The organism is Zobellia nedashkovskayae (genome assembly GCF_015330125.1).
Taxonomy (GTDB): Bacteria; Bacteroidota; Bacteroidia; order Flavobacteriales; family Flavobacteriaceae; genus Zobellia; species Zobellia nedashkovskayae.
Map to the genome: position 1 here is coordinate 4,701,908 of NZ_JADDXR010000002.1, position 17,555 is coordinate 4,719,462.

17 protein-coding genes are annotated in these 17,555 nt (G+C 37.3%); 16 read left to right on the forward strand and 1 reads right to left on the reverse strand.

The window, feature by feature from the left end; all coding sequences use genetic code 11:
• Window positions 1-142 precede the first annotated feature (142 nt).
• The 5 genes from IWB64_RS19400 to IWB64_RS19420 all read left to right on the forward strand — a co-directional run bounded on the left by IWB64_RS19400 (window position 143) and on the right by IWB64_RS19420 (window position 4,835).
• Entirely contained in the window at window positions 143-448 is a 306-nt protein-coding gene (locus IWB64_RS19400; RefSeq protein WP_194535582.1) for an ArsR/SmtB family transcription factor, read from the forward strand.
• Window positions 449-498: 50 nt separating this feature from the next.
• Window positions 499-735 carry a thioredoxin family protein gene (locus IWB64_RS19405; RefSeq protein WP_194535583.1) on the forward strand — a complete coding sequence of 79 codons (237 nt, stop codon included), beginning with the start codon at window positions 499-501 and terminating at the stop codon, window positions 733-735.
• A gap of 12 nt (window positions 736-747) precedes the next feature.
• Entirely contained in the window at window positions 748-1,725 is a 978-nt protein-coding gene (locus IWB64_RS19410) for a permease (protein WP_194535584.1), read from the forward strand.
• Window positions 1,726-1,741: 16 nt separating this feature from the next.
• Window positions 1,742-3,052: an FmdE family protein gene (locus tag IWB64_RS19415; RefSeq protein WP_194535585.1), complete on the forward strand. Its 1,311-nt coding sequence runs from the start codon at window positions 1,742-1,744 to the stop codon at window positions 3,050-3,052.
• A gap of 169 nt (window positions 3,053-3,221) precedes the next feature.
• Complete coding sequence (locus IWB64_RS19420; RefSeq protein WP_194535586.1) at window positions 3,222-4,835, forward strand: M1 family metallopeptidase; 1,614 nt, start codon at window positions 3,222-3,224, stop codon at window positions 4,833-4,835.
• 70 nt (window positions 4,836-4,905) lie between these two features.
• Here the strand turns inward: IWB64_RS19420 and IWB64_RS19425 are convergent, their stop codons facing one another.
• Window positions 4,906-7,938 carry a ThuA domain-containing protein gene (locus IWB64_RS19425; protein WP_194535587.1) on the reverse strand — a complete coding sequence of 1,011 codons (3,033 nt, stop codon included), beginning with the start codon at window positions 7,936-7,938 and terminating at the stop codon, window positions 4,906-4,908.
• A gap of 178 nt (window positions 7,939-8,116) precedes the next feature.
• Here IWB64_RS19425 and IWB64_RS19430 point away from each other — a divergent pair, with 178 nt between their 5' ends.
• The 11 genes from IWB64_RS19430 (at window position 8,117) to IWB64_RS19480 (ending at window position 17,520) form a co-directional block, all read left to right on the forward strand.
• Window positions 8,117-8,710 (forward strand): methyltransferase domain-containing protein, encoded by a 594-nt coding sequence (locus IWB64_RS19430; protein WP_194535588.1) that lies wholly within the window; start codon window positions 8,117-8,119, stop codon window positions 8,708-8,710.
• Window positions 8,711-8,847: 137 nt separating this feature from the next.
• Window positions 8,848-9,189: a hypothetical protein gene (locus tag IWB64_RS19435; protein WP_194535589.1), complete on the forward strand. Its 342-nt coding sequence runs from the start codon at window positions 8,848-8,850 to the stop codon at window positions 9,187-9,189.
• Window positions 9,190-9,396: 207 nt separating this feature from the next.
• Window positions 9,397-10,200, forward strand: coding sequence for an MbnP family protein (locus tag IWB64_RS19440; protein WP_194535590.1), 804 nt, complete (start codon window positions 9,397-9,399; stop codon window positions 10,198-10,200).
• Between the two features lie 71 nt (window positions 10,201-10,271).
• Entirely contained in the window at window positions 10,272-11,318 is a 1,047-nt protein-coding gene (locus IWB64_RS19445) for a cytochrome-c peroxidase (protein WP_194535591.1), read from the forward strand.
• Window positions 11,293-12,312 (forward strand): transporter family protein, encoded by a 1,020-nt coding sequence (locus IWB64_RS19450; protein ID WP_194535592.1) that lies wholly within the window; start codon window positions 11,293-11,295, stop codon window positions 12,310-12,312. The genes IWB64_RS19445 and IWB64_RS19450 overlap by 26 nt, the downstream gene beginning before the upstream one ends.
• A gap of 252 nt (window positions 12,313-12,564) precedes the next feature.
• The gene (locus IWB64_RS19455) at window positions 12,565-13,260 is read left to right on the forward strand and encodes a DUF2490 domain-containing protein (protein WP_194535593.1); all 696 of its coding nucleotides are present in this window, start codon (window positions 12,565-12,567) and stop codon (window positions 13,258-13,260) included.
• Window positions 13,261-13,298: 38 nt separating this feature from the next.
• A complete protein-coding gene (locus IWB64_RS19460) occupies window positions 13,299-14,516 on the forward strand; it encodes a bifunctional alpha/beta hydrolase/OsmC family protein (RefSeq protein ID WP_194535594.1) in 1,218 nt (405 codons plus the stop codon).
• Window positions 14,517-14,650: 134 nt separating this feature from the next.
• Window positions 14,651-15,289, forward strand: a complete 639-nt coding sequence (locus IWB64_RS19465) for a hypothetical protein (RefSeq protein WP_194535595.1) — start codon at window positions 14,651-14,653, stop codon at window positions 15,287-15,289.
• A gap of 200 nt (window positions 15,290-15,489) precedes the next feature.
• Window positions 15,490-16,098 carry a superoxide dismutase family protein gene (locus IWB64_RS19470; RefSeq protein WP_194535596.1) on the forward strand — a complete coding sequence of 203 codons (609 nt, stop codon included), beginning with the start codon at window positions 15,490-15,492 and terminating at the stop codon, window positions 16,096-16,098.
• A gap of 79 nt (window positions 16,099-16,177) precedes the next feature.
• On the forward strand, window positions 16,178-16,726 hold the full coding sequence (locus tag IWB64_RS19475; RefSeq protein WP_194535597.1) for an RNA polymerase sigma factor: 549 nt from the start codon (window positions 16,178-16,180) through the stop codon (window positions 16,724-16,726).
• Window positions 16,717-17,520: an anti-sigma factor gene (locus IWB64_RS19480; protein ID WP_194535598.1), complete on the forward strand. Its 804-nt coding sequence runs from the start codon at window positions 16,717-16,719 to the stop codon at window positions 17,518-17,520. Before IWB64_RS19475 ends, IWB64_RS19480 begins: the two co-directional genes overlap by 10 nt.
• Window positions 17,521-17,555: the final 35 nt, after the last annotated feature.

The window sequence follows — 17,555 nt, forward strand, 5'->3', positions numbered from 1 at the left end:
TAAGTATAAAGTAACTATACTATTATCTACTAAAACTTGCCAACTACAAGAAATAAACTTAGTAGGCATTAAAAAAAATGGGCCAATGTGACTTAAGTCACATTGGCCCTAAAAAATCCATCGTAAATTTACGATAGTTAATATGAAACGAAATCTAGAGCATATAGAATACAAGAAAGATACAGAGGCATTGGCAAAATTTGCTAAAGCCTTAGGACATCCTACACGTATTGCTATTTTAAAGCATCTTGAAAAACAATCTTGCTGTTTTACTGGAGATTTGGTAGAGGTCTTTCCTTTGGCACAGTCAACGGTTTCACAACATTTAAAAGAATTAAAAAATGTGGGTCTTATTCAAGGAGAATTAAAACCACCTAAAATAAAATACTGTATCAATCAAGAAAACTGGACTATTGCAAAATCATTATTTCAAGATTTTTTTAGTTGATATTTTTTAATAATCCTATCGCTTATTTGCGATAGACAAATTAAATAGCTATGTCTAAAACAATTAAAATACTAGGAACTGGATGTCCCAAATGTCAATCTATGACAGGTGTTGTTAAGGATGTTATTTCAGAAAATAACATTGATGCCACTATTGAAAAAGTTGAGGATATTATGGAAATCATGAAGTACAACGTAATGTCTACTCCTGCATTAGTTGTAGATGATGTAATTACAATAAAAGGACGTGTACCTTCAAAAGAAGAAGTGTTGGCGCTCGTCAAATAACAACTTGTCATCATGTTCGATTGGATTCAAAACGGTGCAGACTGGTTCGTTTATGATGTCTTAAATTTAGACAAAGGGCAACATTTAGCTGAAGCCCTAAACTTCTTTATCTATGACACCACAAAGATTCTAATTCTCCTTTTTGTCGTTATCTTTTTAATGGGTATCGTAAACAGTTACTTCCCTATAGACAAGGTAAAAAGTTATTTATCGCGGAATAAATTATACGGATTAGAATACCTCATGGCAAGTCTCTTTGGCGTTGTAACACCTTTTTGTTCTTGTTCATCTGTTCCTTTATTTATTGGGTTCGTAAGAGGTGGTATACCTTTAGGGGTCACCTTTGCTTTTCTCATTACCTCACCCCTTGTAAATGAAGTTGCGATAGGACTTTTTATAGGTTTATTCGGAATAGAAACTACCATTATTTATGTGATAAGTGGGGTTTTATTAGGTACTGTTTCTGGTGTAATTCTTCAGCAATTAAAACTAGAAAGATTTTTAACACCTTGGGTAAAGGAAGTTCTGGCCACTGCCCAAAGAGACCAAGATACCTTTATTAAGGAAAAACAGACTTTACAACAACGATTACCCATTATATGGGATGAAGTACTAAAAATTCTTAAAGGCATTATCCCTTATGTAATAGTAGGTATCGCTATTGGCGGATTGATGCACGGTTATATTCCCGAAGGATTTTTTGAACAATATATGGCCAAGGACAATCTTTTTGCCGTTCCTATCGCTACTATTTTAGCCGTACCCATGTACTCAAATGCTTCGGGCATACTTCCTGTAGTTCAAGTACTGGTAGCAAAAGGTATCCCCTTGGGTACTGCCATTGCATTTATGATGGGCGTGGTTGGTCTTTCCTTGCCGGAAGCTATGCTTCTTAAGAAGGTAATGACCCTAAAACTAATTGCTATCTTCTTTGGCGTAGTCACGCTTTGTATCATCATTTCAGGATATTTATTTAACTTTCTCTTATAACCACTAGTATCAACCTATGAAAAAATTAATTTCAATCGCGCTATTAAGCATTCTACTTTCACAAACGATGTTAGCGCAAACCACGCCACAAGTATTTACCAAAGGAGCAATGAACAATATGGGACCTACCTATGACATTAAGGTTTGGCTAGATACCCTCCCTGATAAATCCAATCTATTTGCAATGGGGCCTTATGATAAAATGAAAGGGGAAATTACCGTTTTTGATGGCAAACCGTTCTTTGCTTCGGCATTTGAAGAAGGTAAAGCTGTGGTTAGTCAAAGTTGGGATATCCGTTCTCCATTCTTTGTGTATAGCAATGTAAAAAATTGGGAAGAATTCAACTTACCAGGGCCATTAAATAGTGTTCAGCAAATAGAGGAAAACGTAGCCGCAATAGCCAAGAATAAGGGCTATGATTTAAAAGAGCCTTTTGCTTTCAGAATTGGGGGAGAGTTTGATCAAATGACCGCACATATTGTTACGCCTAGAAGTCCAGATATAGAAGGGTATAGGCCGGACATAAAATCTCAAAATTTTACCCTAGAAAATGAAAAAGGGGAAATCTTAGGTTTTTATTCAGAACAACATCAAGGTGTATTCACGGGTTCTAAAAGCTTTATTCACGTGCACTACTTAAGAGATGACCAGACTTTTATGGGGCATCTAGATAAAATTACAACAGGTAACAGATCACTTAAACTCTACTTACCCAAAAAACAAGCTCCAGTTGAAACAGGAATGAGGGTTAATGACACCGATTTTTCAAAAGGCCGTTTGGGATATATTCAAACTATAGATTTGGACGACCTAGTAAAATTCCACGGTCATCTTTGTGATGGGCTCGTTGTAGGTCACCTTGCTTTACAACAAGCTATGGAGCAACTATATCCGGATGGGCTTATTGACCGCACTAATACACGAGTGGTAAGCAAAGCTTCCCCATGTTTGACAGATGCTGCAATTTATGACACAGGAGGCCGGTACCAATTCAATTCATTTTATGTGTCTGATGCTATAGATGGCTTGTTTGTGGTACAACGTATAGATACCAAAAAGACAGTGGGGGTTCAAATGAAAAATGGTCTAAAGCCAAAAGAAATAGACCAACTTGGTGCTATTGCCGTAAAAGGAGAATTACCCACATGCGATTTAGACAAATTGAAAAACTTGGAAGACGACTTCACCGAAACCTTACTTTCTACTGACCCTAAAAAGAACTTTATTGTAACAGAAATAAGTGATTTTAATTGGAACCCCATTTTAAAGAGTACTTATATTAAAACGGATATTATCAATAAAAATGCTCTGAAGTGTGGTAAATAGACTGCCTGTCTGCGTGCTACTTTTTTCAGTATAAAGTTAAACACTAGAGTTATCCAATACTCCATACATCTCCTACATACTGTTTTCTAAATTATTCTAATTTTAGATTACTCAAACTAGTTTAAACCATTATATTGAGCCTATTTTCATTTTTATATACCCAATTACAATGAAACGGATAATAGCACTAGTACTCTTCATGGTTGCCACCACAACCTTTGCACAAGAATTTACAGAACAAGATACTCTACGTGGAAGTATTACCCCAGAACGCGAATGGTGGGACCTCAACTATTACCATCTGGATGTGGCAGTAGACCCAGACAAAAAGTTCATTTCGGGAAGCAATACCATCCGCTATAAAGTGCTGAAAAAAAATCAGGTGATGCAGGTTGACCTTCAGCCTCCCTTGACCATAGAAAAAGTAACTCAAGACGGCAAAAAACTGGAAGTAGTAAACAATGGTAATGCTCATTTTGTTCAGTTGAAGAAAAAACAAAAAGAAGGCGACTTTAATGAGATTAAAGTATACTACTCTGGCCACCCTAAAGAAGCCGTTCGCGCTCCCTGGGATGGTGGATTTTCATGGAAAAAAGACCCAAATGGCAATGACTTTGTAGCGACTTCTAACCAAGGCCTGGGTGCTAGTGTTTGGTGGCCTAACAAAGATCATATGTATGACGAAGTAGATAGTATGCTCATAAGCGTAAAATCTCCAAAGGGACTTATGGATGTCTCCAACGGTAGGTTAAGAAAAGTGGATGAGGATACTAATACCTACCACTGGTTTGTTTCTAACCCTATTAACAATTACGGCGTAAATATTAATATTGGTGACTATGTACATTTTGGAGAAAAGTACGAAGGTGAAAAAGGTACTTTAGACATGGATTACTATGTGCTTAGGGATAATCTTGAAAAAGCCAAAGAGCACTTTAAGGATGCTCCAAAAATGATGGAGGCTTTTGAACATTGGTTTGGCCCCTACCCTTTTTACGAAGACAGTTTTAAGCTGGTAGAAGTGCCTTACTTAGGCATGGAACACCAAAGTTCTGTCACCTACGGAAATCAATATATGAAAGGTTATTTGGGTAGAGACCTATCCGGAACTGGTTTAGGTTTAAAATTCGATTTTATTATCATTCACGAATCTGGTCACGAGTGGTTCGCAAACAACATTACCTATAAAGATATTGCGGACATGTGGATTCACGAAAGCTTTACCGCCTACTCCGAGAATATATTTTTAGACTATCATTTAGGTAAAGAGGCTTCCGCAGACTATGTAATCGGCACACGGACAAACATTCAAAATGACAAGCCTATTATTGGTCCGTACAATGTAAATACCGAAGGCTCAAAAGACATGTATTACAAAGGTGCCAATATGCTCCACACCATAAGGCAATTGGTAAACGATGACGAAAAATGGCGACAAGTGCTACGTGGACTAAATAGTGAGTTCTATCACCAAACGGTAACTACAAAACAGATTGAAGATTATATTTCAAAAAAATCAGAAATAGATCTTTCAAAAGTATTTGACCAATATTTGCGAACTACAATGATTCCGCTTTTTGAATTTAAGATTGATGGAAATAAGTTAAAATACCGATACTCAAATATTGTTGAAGGTTTTCGCATGCCACTTAATATATTAATTGACGGTAAGTCACAAACCCTCTCCCCTACGGCAGATTGGAAAACCCAAGAGCTAAATGGAGACCTTTCTACTTTAGAAGTAGATCGCAATTATTATGTAGACCACAAACAGGTAAAATAATTGAGTATACTCCGTAAAAAAAGCGGTCCACATTTTCATGTGGGCCGCTTTTTTATTTTAAAGAAACGTTTTACTCAGGTTTATCTGCTCCTTTTTCTTTTAGAACAACAGTCTTCATTCCAGTAAGCGGAATGGTTCCTTCTTGTCCTTTGTCCGTATAGCTTGCGGTAATTACCATGACCTTATCATCTTTAGTTGGTTTAGGCACAATACTACCTGAAGCGGGAAGTGATTTCACCTTCTCTCCAGTATCGGCCAATGACATAATATACTCAACAACCTGTCTGGTTTCATCTTGTGTGATATTTGGATGAGCAGGCATTACTACCTCTCCCCAAACACCGCCACCCCCGGCAACAATCTTCTTCTGCAAGTAGGACTTAGCTTTCTTATCGTTTTTGTATTTATCGGCTACAGCCTTATAATTTGGACCTATAGATGGGCTTGCCTCTTTGTGACAAGTTTTACAATCCATGCCTTGCGTTAGTGCTTTGCCCATAACGGCAGCAGAAACCTGCTGATGACCTAAAGACATGTTCTGTTCGTCAAAGCTTTCTAAATAATCTACGGATACAAAAATGTTCTCTGGATCAATAACATCACCATCGGCATCAGTAGCTTTTACTTCATACTTTACAGGAACTCCTTTTTCAAAAATAGCGGTTCCTTCGTTTAGACTAATAGCCACTTCTGGTCTTGAGTTTCCTGCAACTACAGAAATCACATCACTCATTGTAGCATCACCTTGAGCATCTTTGACCTCAACTGAAATTCTATACTCACCCGCAGTAGCAAACGTATGGCTAATTTGTGGTTCAGAGGTTTCTTTGGTTTCTCCATCACCTAAATTCCATACATAAGAAATGGCATCATCTTCACGGTCTTTTGCATCTACTTTAGCGTTAACCGTAAGCGGTAATTTACCCGAAGTATGGTCTACAATCATATCATCTATAACCGGTGGACGATTGCCTCCATTATATTCGATATAACTTAAAGCTGAATTCTCATTTTGGGTAAACCAACCACTACCATACTCTAATAAATAGACTCTTCCATTCGGGCCCATTTCCATATCAATTAAACTATTCACTTTGATATCCGAAGCAAAAGGTTCCATTTTATTGAATGTACCGTCATCAAAGAAGGTTACGGCTTTCATCCATCCGCGCATCCAATCGTAAATAATAGTCTTACCATCAAAATACGAAGGCAACCCACCTCCATTAGGGTATAAATCTGAATAATACGTTGGTCCTGCCATAGCATTCCTACCACCTGAACCTACTTCTGGAAATTCTTTTGAGTCTACATAAGGATAATAGATATAAGCCCCTTTTGCAGGTGGAAGTTCACGAAGTCCCGTATTGTTCTTAGAATCGTTGATTGGCTTTTCCGGATCAAAAGTAATACCGCTTTCACCTGTTTCATAGTCGTAATCAACATACGGTTTGTTATCCGCAATGAATAATGGCCAACCAAAGTTACCGGCTTCCGTAGCGCGGTTCATTTCATCGTAACCCCTTGGTCCACGTGTATCCAACTTATCTTCACGAGCATCCGGTCCTACTTCTCCCCAATACAAGGCACTGTTCTTTTGATCAACTGAAATACGGTATGGGTTTCTATGTCCCATAGTATAAATCTCTGGACGCGTTTTTTCTGTCCCTTCAGCAAACAAATTGCCTGTAGGAATATCGTAACTACCATCTTCGTTTATTTTTAATCGAATAATTTTTCCTCTCAGATCATTAGTGTTTCCAGAAGCTCTACGCACATCATACTGCTCATGGCCCGGAATATCGTTTAACGGTGCAAAACCATTACTAACATACTTTACTCCTTTTTCGTTGAAAGGTGTAGAATTATCTCCTGTAGAAAGGTATAACAACTTGTCTGGCCCAAATGCAATAGAACCACCTGTATGACAACAAATTTCTCTTTGTGAATCCACATCTAAAATGACCTGCTCAGAAGCCAAATCAAAAACCCCATCCTTATATTGAAAACGAGATAAACGGTTTACCCATTTATCGCCTGTAGGGGAGTAATAAAGATAGATCCAGTTATTGGTAGCGAAATCAGGGTCTTTCTGAAGGCCCATTAAACCTTCCTCTGCATTTACACCCTTGGTATTCAAAGTTTTGTAATACACATCTAAGGACGCTATCTCTTTTAGCTCTTGGGTAGCATCACTATATAAGGCAATCTGACCGCGACGCTGTGCTATTAACACATCATTATTAGGTAAAACGGCCATTTCCGTAGGCTCAAAAAACTCACCTACGCTTAACTGCTTCTTTGTAAAACGGTCAACATCTGGTGGTATTTGTGTAGTAGCTTTGGAATAATCTAAAACCTCATTCTTACCAATGGCATAATTAATACCACCTAGCAAATGTTTTAAGAAAAGGTCTTCTGAGAAAGTTTCATCTGTATGACCAGCTCCTGTATAGAATGCTCTACCACCATCAAACTCATGGTACCATGCAAATGGGTGGTAATCTCCATTGGTTCCTCCTTCATATGTAGACTCATCTACCGTCATCACCACGTGAACGTCTGGGTTCAACTTATTGTAATTGTATATTTCATCACTTCTATGCCAAACAGAGTCGGTAAAAAATTCCGTTGCACCAAAGTTTTTATCGGTTACAATAAAGTCCGCTTCTGGCGTACCTTTAGGGTGACTTCTGAATTGAGCTCCCACTAATTTTGTGTACCAACCCCAATCATATTCTGTGTCTGCCGCAGCGTGTACGCCAACGAAACCACCTCCTGCTTGAATGTATCTTTCAAAAGCAGCCTCTTGTTTAGCGTCCAAAACATTTAATGTGGTGCTCAAAAAGATGATGGCAGAATATTGTTTTAGATTCTCTTCATTAAAAAGCTCGGAGTTTTTTGTGCTATCTACCTCAAAGCCCTGCTCAACGCCAAGTTTCTGTATGGCAGCAATACCTGCCGGAATAGATTTGTGTTGCCAACCTACGGTTTTTGAAAAAACCAAAACTTTAGGCTTACCTTCTCTCTTGTGATTACTATCGCCACAACTGGCAACAATCAGCCCTAATACTAGGACAAGTATGGATACTATTTTTTTCATAAATGAAATGCTTGACTTATTTGGTTTAGTTTGAAAACAAGTTTTAAATGTAATGATTAGCTATCGAATCGCCCAAAATGTAGCGTCAGAAATACCATTTTGGGAAAATATTAATATACTTTGACCATGAATTTATCATAACTTGAAAATTCAGAAGACTTTCAAATACAAATTATCGATGAACGACGAGCATGCATATTGGACGGAACGTTATAAAGAAAACAAAACGGGTTGGGATATTGGCTACCCTTCTACTCCAATCAAAGAATACATAGATCAGCTTACGGACAAGAATATTTCTATTTTAATACCGGGTGCTGGTAACGCCTACGAGGCAGAGTATTTATGGAACAAAGGATTTAAAAATGTTCATGTTATGGATATTTCAGAAATCCCATTACAACACTTTCAAAAGAGAATTCCAGATTTTCCTAAAGAACAATTATTACAGGAAAATTTCTTTGAGCACAATAACCAATACGACCTTATTTTTGAGCAAACCTTTTTCTGCTCTTTCGTACCCACCGCCAAAAACCGAAGCACATATGCCCAACAAATGGCAAATCTACTAAAGCCTGGCGGCAAGCTTGTAGGTCTTTGGTTTAATATTCCACTAACGGGTGATATGGTAAAACGTCCTTTTGGAGGTTCTAAGGAATTATATCTTAATTATCTAAATCCGCATTTTAGTACAACCACTTTTTCAAGTTCCTATAATTCTATTCCACCACGCAAAGACAACGAACTTTTTGGAATTTTTCTCAAGAAATAGAAAGTATTCTATTTTCTTATCCGCAGGTGTTTATTAACTAAATATTATCATTTTGGTCGCAATATATTTCTTCAAAAGAAAAAAGAAAGTATTTTTGCGATGTGAAGCAATGCGTAATACTTTTTGTAGCATTTATAATGATGGTCAAACCTCTTTGGCCAGTGGCGGAGTATATCGCCAACTATACCTATATCAAAAATGTATTATGTGAGAATAGAGATAAACCCATGCTTAACTGCGACGGTAAATGCTATCTTGCCAAGCAACTTGCCAAAGAATCAGAGGAGAACAGTAAAAACCCTTTTGGAGAAAAGAGTTCTAAAATAGAAATGCAGACGACTGTATTTTTCCAGTCCCTTTTGCAATTAGATTTCAATGTTGAAAATATTGACGTCCATAAAGGAAATTACAAAATACCACAAAATTTAGTCTCGCTTCTACTTACAGCAGACATTTCCCATCCGCCTGAATTAGCATAGTATTTCTCTATGTTAGCTTGTCTACATTGTTCCTTTTATGGTACCTGACAGGCAAATTTCCCTAAAAAAACTATGATAATCTTATCTTTTAATTAGGTAAGCACTTATCGCATAAATAATATCCAAAAAACAATTGGATCTGATATACCTGAATAGCAATAAAATAAATGCTTTTAGGTTCGTGATCTGAGAATAAAATATTTACTGATGAAAAATTCTTTATTAGCTCTTTCCGCTGTATTCGCTCTTTTTATGACCTCTTGCTCAAACGATGATGATGCAACTAGCGAAGAAACCCTAACTGGAAGTGGAGAAATTTCCCTAACCTATGATAATGGCTTTAATGGCAACGACTTGGTTTTAGGAACTGCAAACGCAGCTAATGCCAATGGTGAAACAATAACTATAAACCGTTTTAATTATATCATAAGTAACATTAGACTTGTTAATAAAGATGGTGAAGAATTTGTTTATGCTAAAGATGATAGCTATTTCATCATCAATCAAGAAAATGAGGAAGACCAAGTAGCTCTTGCAGATGTTCCTGCCGGTGAGTATACTACATTAAAGTTCGGAGTTGGTGTTGATCAAGAAAAATACCTACAAGGTGCTGAAGGCCAAGGTGATTTTCTAACGCTTGCAGAAGAAAACAACATGATGTGGGCATGGCAAGCAGGTTATAAGTTTTTAAACTTTGAGGGTACATTTACATCTGCAACCATAACAGAAGCTACGGAGTTCAAAATTCACATGGGCAGCCACGGGTCAAGTCTTGACAATTACAAAGAAGTTACTTTGGAATTACCAGAAAACGTTGTTGTTGGAGATGGTATTGATTCTAACATTCACTTAAAAATCGATGCTTCTAAAATATTAGCAGGAGCTACTACTAATATTGAACTTACTGAAAAGTCTGTAATCATGGTAGACGCCGAAAAATCTCCTCAGATTGCGGTTAATACTTCTGAGATGTTTGTAGTAGACCACGTTCATAATGGTAACGGTCACTAATTACAATTGCCATACATCTACAATAATTGACGACCGGCTTCACAAAAGTCGGTTGTCATAATTAGATTAAAATGCTTAAAGCAACCCTATATACGGCACTTCTATCGCTGGTTTTTTGGTCCTGTAATTCTTCTGATGATACATATGAAACCATAAATGAACCTTTAGAATTTTCTGTGCCTTCTAATTTCCCAGATGCTGTTTATAACCTGGAGGCAAATCCGCCAACAACTATAGGTTTTGAGCTTGGTAAAAAGCTTTTTTACGACGGTCGCCTTTCTAGTAATGGATTTATTTCTTGTGGTTTTTGTCATGAACAACGCACTGCATTTACACATCACGGTCACCAATTTAGCCATGGTATTGATGATTTGGAAGGGGTTAGAAATACACCTGCCATTCAAAATGCAGCATTCATGAAAGAATTTGCGTGGGATGGAGCAACGAATCATTTGGACCTCTTTCCTATTATTCCCATTACCAACGAGGTAGAAATGGGCGAAACGGTAAGCGGTGTACTTGCTAAAATTAAAAGTGATGAGGAATATCAAAACTTGTTTGCTTCTGCCTTTGAAGATGGCGAAGTCAACAATGAGAATTTCTTAAAAGCCCTTGCTCAATTTATGGTAATGATGGTTTCCGCAGATTCTAAATATGACAAATACGTGCGTCAGGAAGAAGGCGGAACGTTTACCGATGAAGAAAAAGAAGGCTTTGCTGTTTTTACAAACAAATGCGCCTCTTGTCATACCTCAGATCTTTTTAGCGATGACGCTTTTAGAAATAATGGTCTAGCTCCAAACCCTTCTCTTAATGATATAGGTAGAGAAGAAGTAAGTGGAGATGCTGCTGACCGCCACAAGTTTAAAGTACCCAGCTTAAGAAATGTTGAGCTTACCGCTCCTTACATGCACGATGGTAGGTTTGGCACTTTAGAGGCCGTACTTGATTTTTATAGCAATTCAGTTACGGACTCCCCTACTTTAGACCCCATTTTAAATCAAGATGGTGAATTAGGAATTGCCCTAACTGATAATGAAAAAACTACGTTACTGGCCTTTTTGGGCACATTAACAGATGAAACTTATATAAATGACGAAAGATTTGCAGAATATTAGAATGCTATTTAGGCTTATAGCCATAATAGGTATAAGTCTCAACACCGCGCTTTCTTATGGAAATGACAAAGCAAAAGCGTCTGTACCAGACCCAATTGATTGTTCAAAATTACTGTATTACAATAGTGAGTATTTTGATTTTTGCGATACGTGTGGTTGTGGAAGTAGTGGCGGTAGCATGGGGTATGGCACCGGATTAAATAATAATTTTATAGGCGTACGTTATATTGGTCAAGAGTACCGTTCTCGTGATGGAATTTTTGCAGACTCTCCTTGGATTACCGAAAACTTCAATACCGTACAGGCTTGGGCCAATATACCTGTTACTAAAAGAGTTATTCTAAATGTTATAGTTCCTTATCAATTTCACAACAGAATATTACCGGATAATACAGAACAGAACATTAATGGTATTGGTGATATTAGTGTACTTGGTTACTATAATTTAATCAAAGCTAGACCAGATAGCGTTGTAACCATAAAACCTCAACATTTTCTGCAATTAGGAGGAGGAATTAAAATGCCAACGGGTAAATATGACAAGGATAACAACGAAGGAAGTGTAAACCCAAGTTTCCAATTAGGCAATGGTAGTTGGGACTATGTTCTTGCCATGAATTATGGGTTTACCTATAGAAACTGGGGAATTAGCTCTATGGTAAATTATACTATCAAAACTAAAAATCCAAAAAATTATCAATTTGGAAACCAATTGAACTTGGGAATCAATGCTTTTAAAACCTATTTTTTAGGCGATGTTTCATTAACCCCGATAATTGGAATTGCGGAAGAAATTTATGGTACTAACGAAGAACTAGGTTTTGAAGTAGCAGATACCAAAGGTGATATTTTCTTGGGAAAATTAAGTGTAGAGGCAAGTTATAATAGGTATGCATTAGGTTTGACCGGAATGCTCCCGATTAGTCAAAATTTAAATAGCGATAAAGTAGAACTCCGTAATAGACTATCAGTCTACGTAAATATAAATTTATAGCGTACCGCTTTTTATGAAAGTCCTGTTTTCAATGTTTGATAGTCATTGGGAGCAGGGCTTTTTTTTGTTTCTACTATTTAAAAGAAATATCGAAAAGGAATTTATCACTAAAAACCAACTGGAAATTACGTCAAACTTACCCGTCATTAACAGCCTTTTGTGAAGTATGATTTAAAGTTTTTGGTATATTTAGGGCTTTACCAATGTTGATTCAACTTGTTTTCTTAAAAAAAACGAAATCCCTAAATTTTAATGAAGAAAATTCTACTAGGTCTAATATTTCTATGTTCTATTTTAACCTATGCCCAAGATTCTGGCGAAAATAGCCTTGGTACTTGGCATATGTATTTTGGTACTAACAAAGTTTCGGATAAATTCAGTATCCATACGGAAGGTCAGCTACGTTATTATGAACAAGCCGATAATTTTAATCAGCTTTTGCTACGTACCGGCCTCAATTATCATATCAATCCAGACGCCATAGTCACCATGGGCTACGGTTACATAACTACAGATGGTACCTTTGAAGAATTTCCCGGTGAGGCCAATTCAAGAGAACACCGCATTTTTGAACAGCTCATCCTTAAAAACAAAGTATGGGAATTTTTATTTGAACACCGTTACAGATTAGAACAACGCTTTCTAGATTTTGGGGAGACCACGGAAACACAACATCGCGCCAGATACAGAATCCAGGTAACGCTACCGTTAACCGATATCTTCTTCTTGAATTTCTATGATGAGATTTTCTTAAACCTACAAGATGACGTTTTTGGACAGAATAGGTTATATGCCGCACTTGGAGTAAATGTAACCGACAACCTAAGCGTACAGGCCGGTTATCTAAAAAATCATTTTCCTTCAGCAAATTTTGATCGTTTGCAGATAGGTGTCACCTATAATCCCGACCTAAGAGGTATATTCAAAAAGAATGATAGCGGCAGTTAATAGTAACTCTCATAACTATCTAATTAAAACCGGCACTCATGAACCTTCAGAAAGTAAGCTTTAAAAATAAGGACGGACAAGATTTAGTGGGCAGATTAGAACTCCCTGCCAATAGACACCCGCATAATTTTGCCATTTTTGCCCATTGCTTTACGTGTACAAAAAACCTGACTGCAGTGCGTAATATCAGTAAGGCCTTAACTGCTAATGGTTTTGGAGTTTTACGTTTTGATTTTACAGGTTTAGGTGAAAGTGAAGGTGACTTTGCCGATACTAATTTTTCAGGTAATGTTGATGACCTTGTTGCCGCTGCAGATTATCTAGCGGAAAATTATAAAGCACCTACCCTATTGGTTGGCCATTCGCTTGGTGGTACAGCTGTTATTTTTGCTGCTGGAAGAATCAATTCTATAAAGGCATTGGCAACTATAGGTGCTCCATCAAATCCGGGCCATATTAAAAACCTTTTGAAAAGCGGAATCCCAGAAATTGAAGAAACCGGAAAAGCAGTCGTTAATCTTAGCGGAAGGGATTTTACCATCAAAAAACAATTTTTAGACGATTTACAACATAAGCCTCTTGCCCAAATATTAGGTAAACTTCGTAAACCTATATTAATACTACATTCTCCACAAGACGCTACCGTTGAAATAAAGAATGCAGAAGAAATTTACCGTGCAGCACATCATCCTAAAAGCTTTGTTTCTTTAGATGGTGCAGATCACCTGCTATCTAATAAAAGAGACTCCTTTTATGCTGGTGAGCTAATTTCCGGATGGGCCAAACGTTATTTAACTCTGGATACAGAACAACAAGAAGAGCCTAAAACAAAACATCAAGTAGTAGCTAGTTTAGACCATGATGATGGTTTTTCTACACAAATGAAAGTTGGCAATCATTTTATGACCGCAGACGAGCCCATTGATGTAGGTGGTAATGATTTTGGGCCATCACCATACGAATTAGTATCTGCCGGTTTATCTGCCTGTACTGCTATGACCGTACAGATGTACGCCAAACGTAAAGGATGGAAAATAGATAATATAGAAGTACATACTTCCTATAGCAGAAGCCACGCAGTAGATTGTAATGAATGTGACATAGATTCTGCTAAAATCGATACTTTTGAAAGAGAGATTAAACTAACGGCGGATTTAGACGAAAAACAGAAAAAACGCATTCTCCAAATTGCCGATAAATGCCCGGTTCACAAGACCTTACATAATGAAACGCAGGTTATAACTACCCTAATTTAATATGAGATTCCCAATTTTACTTTAAAGAACTACAACTATGGAGGTTTTTATGTGTTAAAATCATCTTATAGCCAACTTGATATGGTTATAAGAATGTTTAACTTTGACGCGAAACCTAAAAATTCACAGGGAACATGAAAAAAATTAAACTTATAGCCCTTGGGCTACTGTTGGTTGGTGCTTTTAGTTGTAAAGATGCCAAAAAAGAAAACACGGAACAGAGTACAGAAGCACAAGCTGCAACAGAAATGTATAGCTTGGTGCAAGACTCTACAAAAGTTAGCTTCACTGCTTATAAAACAACTGATAAGTTACCCGTTGGTGGTCAGTTTAAAAAAATAAACATTACTAAAGCTGGCGAAGGTAATACCGCTCTTGAAGCTTTAAACGGAACTGAATTCAGTATTCCGGTAAGCAGTCTTTTTACAAACGATGCTACTGGCACAAGAGATCCAAAAATTTTGGAATTCTTCTTTGGTGTAATGGATAACACAGAACTTATTTCAGGAGTATTTAAGGTTGCTGAAGACAATTCATGTTCTATTGACGTAACCTTAAACGGTAAAACTGAAAATATAGCACTTACCCATAAAGCAGTTTCAGATAACGCATTAACTTTTGACGGTGTTATGGAACTTGAAAACTGGGATGCTCTTGATGCCGTTGCTTCAATTAACAAAGCATGCGAGGCTTTACACACCGGTAAAGATGGTGTTAGCAAAACCTGGAGCGATGTTGCTGTTCACGCAGAAGTATTACTTCAAAAAAACTAGAATTTTAGAGAGAAGACGTTAAGTCTCATCAATAAATTCCAATTAAAAATCCACTTATCAATCTATTTTGATAGGTGGATTTTTTTTGTGCCCTCTCTTTTTTGACGCAATAAAAGAGAATCGTGCCGCATACGCTTACATTGGTTGAAAGACCCTATATTTCTTATTACTTTTCACCTAAATCTTAAAACATCAATATTATGAAAAATATAAAAATAGGAGTTATTGCGATACTCGCATTGACGATGGTAAACTGTAAAGAAACCAAAAAGAACGCAGCTGAAACAACAGGTGACATTAATAATAGCGTGGACCAAATGGAAACAAACGCTCATGAGATGAAGGACGATGTTATGAGCGAGCCTCTTACCGTAATGATGACTTCCAAGAGCGATAGTGATATGAACGGCGAGATTACTTTTACTCAAACCGATAACGAAATTGCCATGAAAGCGGTCTTTACTGGTTTGGAAGAAGGCTCGCATGCCATTCACCTACACGAAAATGCCGATTGTTCTTCAGACGATGGTAAATCTGCAGGCGGACACTGGAACCCAACAAACGAACCTCATGGAAAATGGGGAGCAGAAGAAGGATACCATAAAGGTGACATAGGAAACTTTACAGGCGATGCAGATGGTAATGCTACAGTAGAATTTTCTACAGACGAATGGTGTATGGATTGTGATGATGAAAACAAGAACATTATAGGTAGATCAGTAATCGTACATAAAGGCACTGATGATTTTACATCTCAACCCAGTGGAGACGCTGGTTCTAGAATAGGCTGCGCTGGAATTACAAAATAAAATAATATTTACACTTTTACTTTAAAAACCGCTTTAGGGAGCGGTTTTTTTTATCTTTAACAGACTTACTAAAGAAAATATGGATTTAGATACGTTGGTTGTTCGCTTCCAAAAAAAAGACATCCTAGCTTTTGAGAAGCTCTACGATATGTATTGGGAAAATATATGCGGCGTTGTCCATACGATTGTAAAGGACAAAGGCTTGGCCGAAGAAATTTCACAAGATGTCTTTGCTAAGATTTGGAATAATTCGGACAGCTACAACCCATCTAAGGGGCGCTTTTTTACATGGATTCTAAATATTGCCCGTAATGCGGCAATCGATAAAGTGCGATCAAAATCCTTTAAAGACCAAAAAAAGAACCTGTCTGCAGATTACTTCGTAGGTATTCTAAACAGGCCGGATAGTACCGAAGAAAGTAAAGAAGAAATAGATACTTCCCAACTGAAAAAATTAGTACTCAACCTAAAGGAAAAATGTCTTGAAATCATTGAAATGCTTTACTTTAAGGGATATACCCAGACAGAGGCATCACAAGAACTAGATATTCCACTAGGCACCGTAAAAACAAGAAATAGAAGCTGTATTTCTCAATTACGGAAAAATGTAACGTTAGAATGGAAGTAGACAAATATATAGCATCGGGAATTTTGGAACTTTACGTAGCAGGAACGCTCACGGAAGAACAAAATGTGGAAGTATTTCAGAATGCTCGCGAGTACCCTGAAATAAGAGAAGAGATTTTGGCTATAGAAGCATCTATCCTGGAGTTGACCAAATCGGTTACTCCACAAATAGCCAGAAGAAAAGGATTTGACGACGTTAAAGTTCGTATTGGAGAAAGAAAAGACACTAAAGTTGTTCAATTTCCTAAGGAAAGATCTAATTGGAGTACCTATACAGGTTGGGCCGCAGCCATTTTATTGGGCGTTGGTGTTGCGTGGTTCTATAATGAAAACACCCAACTTAAGTCTAACATTAATGTGGTTAAACAGGAGAAGCAGATTTTAGAACAGCAGATTTTTGAAGCACGCGGGTCATTGGCAAGCAGCAACGAACTGTTAGACAACTTAAGAGACAAAGATGTAATCTTAACTCCGTTAGGTGGCCAAGAGGTCTCTCCTACTTCATATGCAAAAGCGTATTGGAACAAAAAAGAAGATAAGGTTTATATAGATGCCCAAGGATTACCGGAACCACCAGATGGTATGGTATACCAAGTATGGTCTCTTAAATTGGACCCTCTAACACCCACAAGTATGGGTCTTTTGGAAGATTTTACAGCGGATGAAAACAAAATTTTTACTTTGGATAATCCAAATCAGACAGAAGCTTTTGGTATTACACTTGAACCTGCGGGAGGTAGTGAATCACCAAACTTAGAACAACTGTATACCTTAGGAGCAGTTGCTTCTTCCTAAAAGAAATATTACTTAAACTTAAAAAGAGCTTTACA

What these genes read in the sequence shown, in the direction of transcription:
- IWB64_RS19400 (WP_194535582.1), top strand. Translation starts at nt 143, where the DNA reads ATGAAACGAAATCTAGAGCATATAGAATACAAGAAAGATACAGAGGCA.
- IWB64_RS19405 (WP_194535583.1), top strand. Translation starts at nt 499, where the DNA reads ATGTCTAAAACAATTAAAATACTAGGAACTGGATGTCCCAAATGTCAA.
- IWB64_RS19410 (WP_194535584.1), top strand. Translation starts at nt 748, where the DNA reads ATGTTCGATTGGATTCAAAACGGTGCAGACTGGTTCGTTTATGATGTC.
- IWB64_RS19415 (WP_194535585.1), top strand. Translation starts at nt 1,742, where the DNA reads ATGAAAAAATTAATTTCAATCGCGCTATTAAGCATTCTACTTTCACAA.
- IWB64_RS19420 (WP_194535586.1), top strand. Translation starts at nt 3,222, where the DNA reads ATGAAACGGATAATAGCACTAGTACTCTTCATGGTTGCCACCACAACC.
- IWB64_RS19425 (WP_194535587.1), bottom strand. Translation starts at nt 7,938, where the DNA reads ATGAAAAAAATAGTATCCATACTTGTCCTAGTATTAGGGCTGATTGTT.
- IWB64_RS19430 (WP_194535588.1), top strand. Translation starts at nt 8,117, where the DNA reads ATGAACGACGAGCATGCATATTGGACGGAACGTTATAAAGAAAACAAA.
- IWB64_RS19435 (WP_194535589.1), top strand. Translation starts at nt 8,848, where the DNA reads ATGATGGTCAAACCTCTTTGGCCAGTGGCGGAGTATATCGCCAACTAT.
- IWB64_RS19440 (WP_194535590.1), top strand. Translation starts at nt 9,397, where the DNA reads ATGAAAAATTCTTTATTAGCTCTTTCCGCTGTATTCGCTCTTTTTATG.
- IWB64_RS19445 (WP_194535591.1), top strand. Translation starts at nt 10,272, where the DNA reads ATGCTTAAAGCAACCCTATATACGGCACTTCTATCGCTGGTTTTTTGG.
- IWB64_RS19450 (WP_194535592.1), top strand. Translation starts at nt 11,293, where the DNA reads ATGACGAAAGATTTGCAGAATATTAGAATGCTATTTAGGCTTATAGCC.
- IWB64_RS19455 (WP_194535593.1), top strand. Translation starts at nt 12,565, where the DNA reads ATGAAGAAAATTCTACTAGGTCTAATATTTCTATGTTCTATTTTAACC.
- IWB64_RS19460 (WP_194535594.1), top strand. Translation starts at nt 13,299, where the DNA reads ATGAACCTTCAGAAAGTAAGCTTTAAAAATAAGGACGGACAAGATTTA.
- IWB64_RS19465 (WP_194535595.1), top strand. Translation starts at nt 14,651, where the DNA reads ATGAAAAAAATTAAACTTATAGCCCTTGGGCTACTGTTGGTTGGTGCT.
- IWB64_RS19470 (WP_194535596.1), top strand. Translation starts at nt 15,490, where the DNA reads ATGAAAAATATAAAAATAGGAGTTATTGCGATACTCGCATTGACGATG.
- IWB64_RS19475 (WP_194535597.1), top strand. Translation starts at nt 16,178, where the DNA reads ATGGATTTAGATACGTTGGTTGTTCGCTTCCAAAAAAAAGACATCCTA.
- IWB64_RS19480 (WP_194535598.1), top strand. Translation starts at nt 16,717, where the DNA reads ATGGAAGTAGACAAATATATAGCATCGGGAATTTTGGAACTTTACGTA.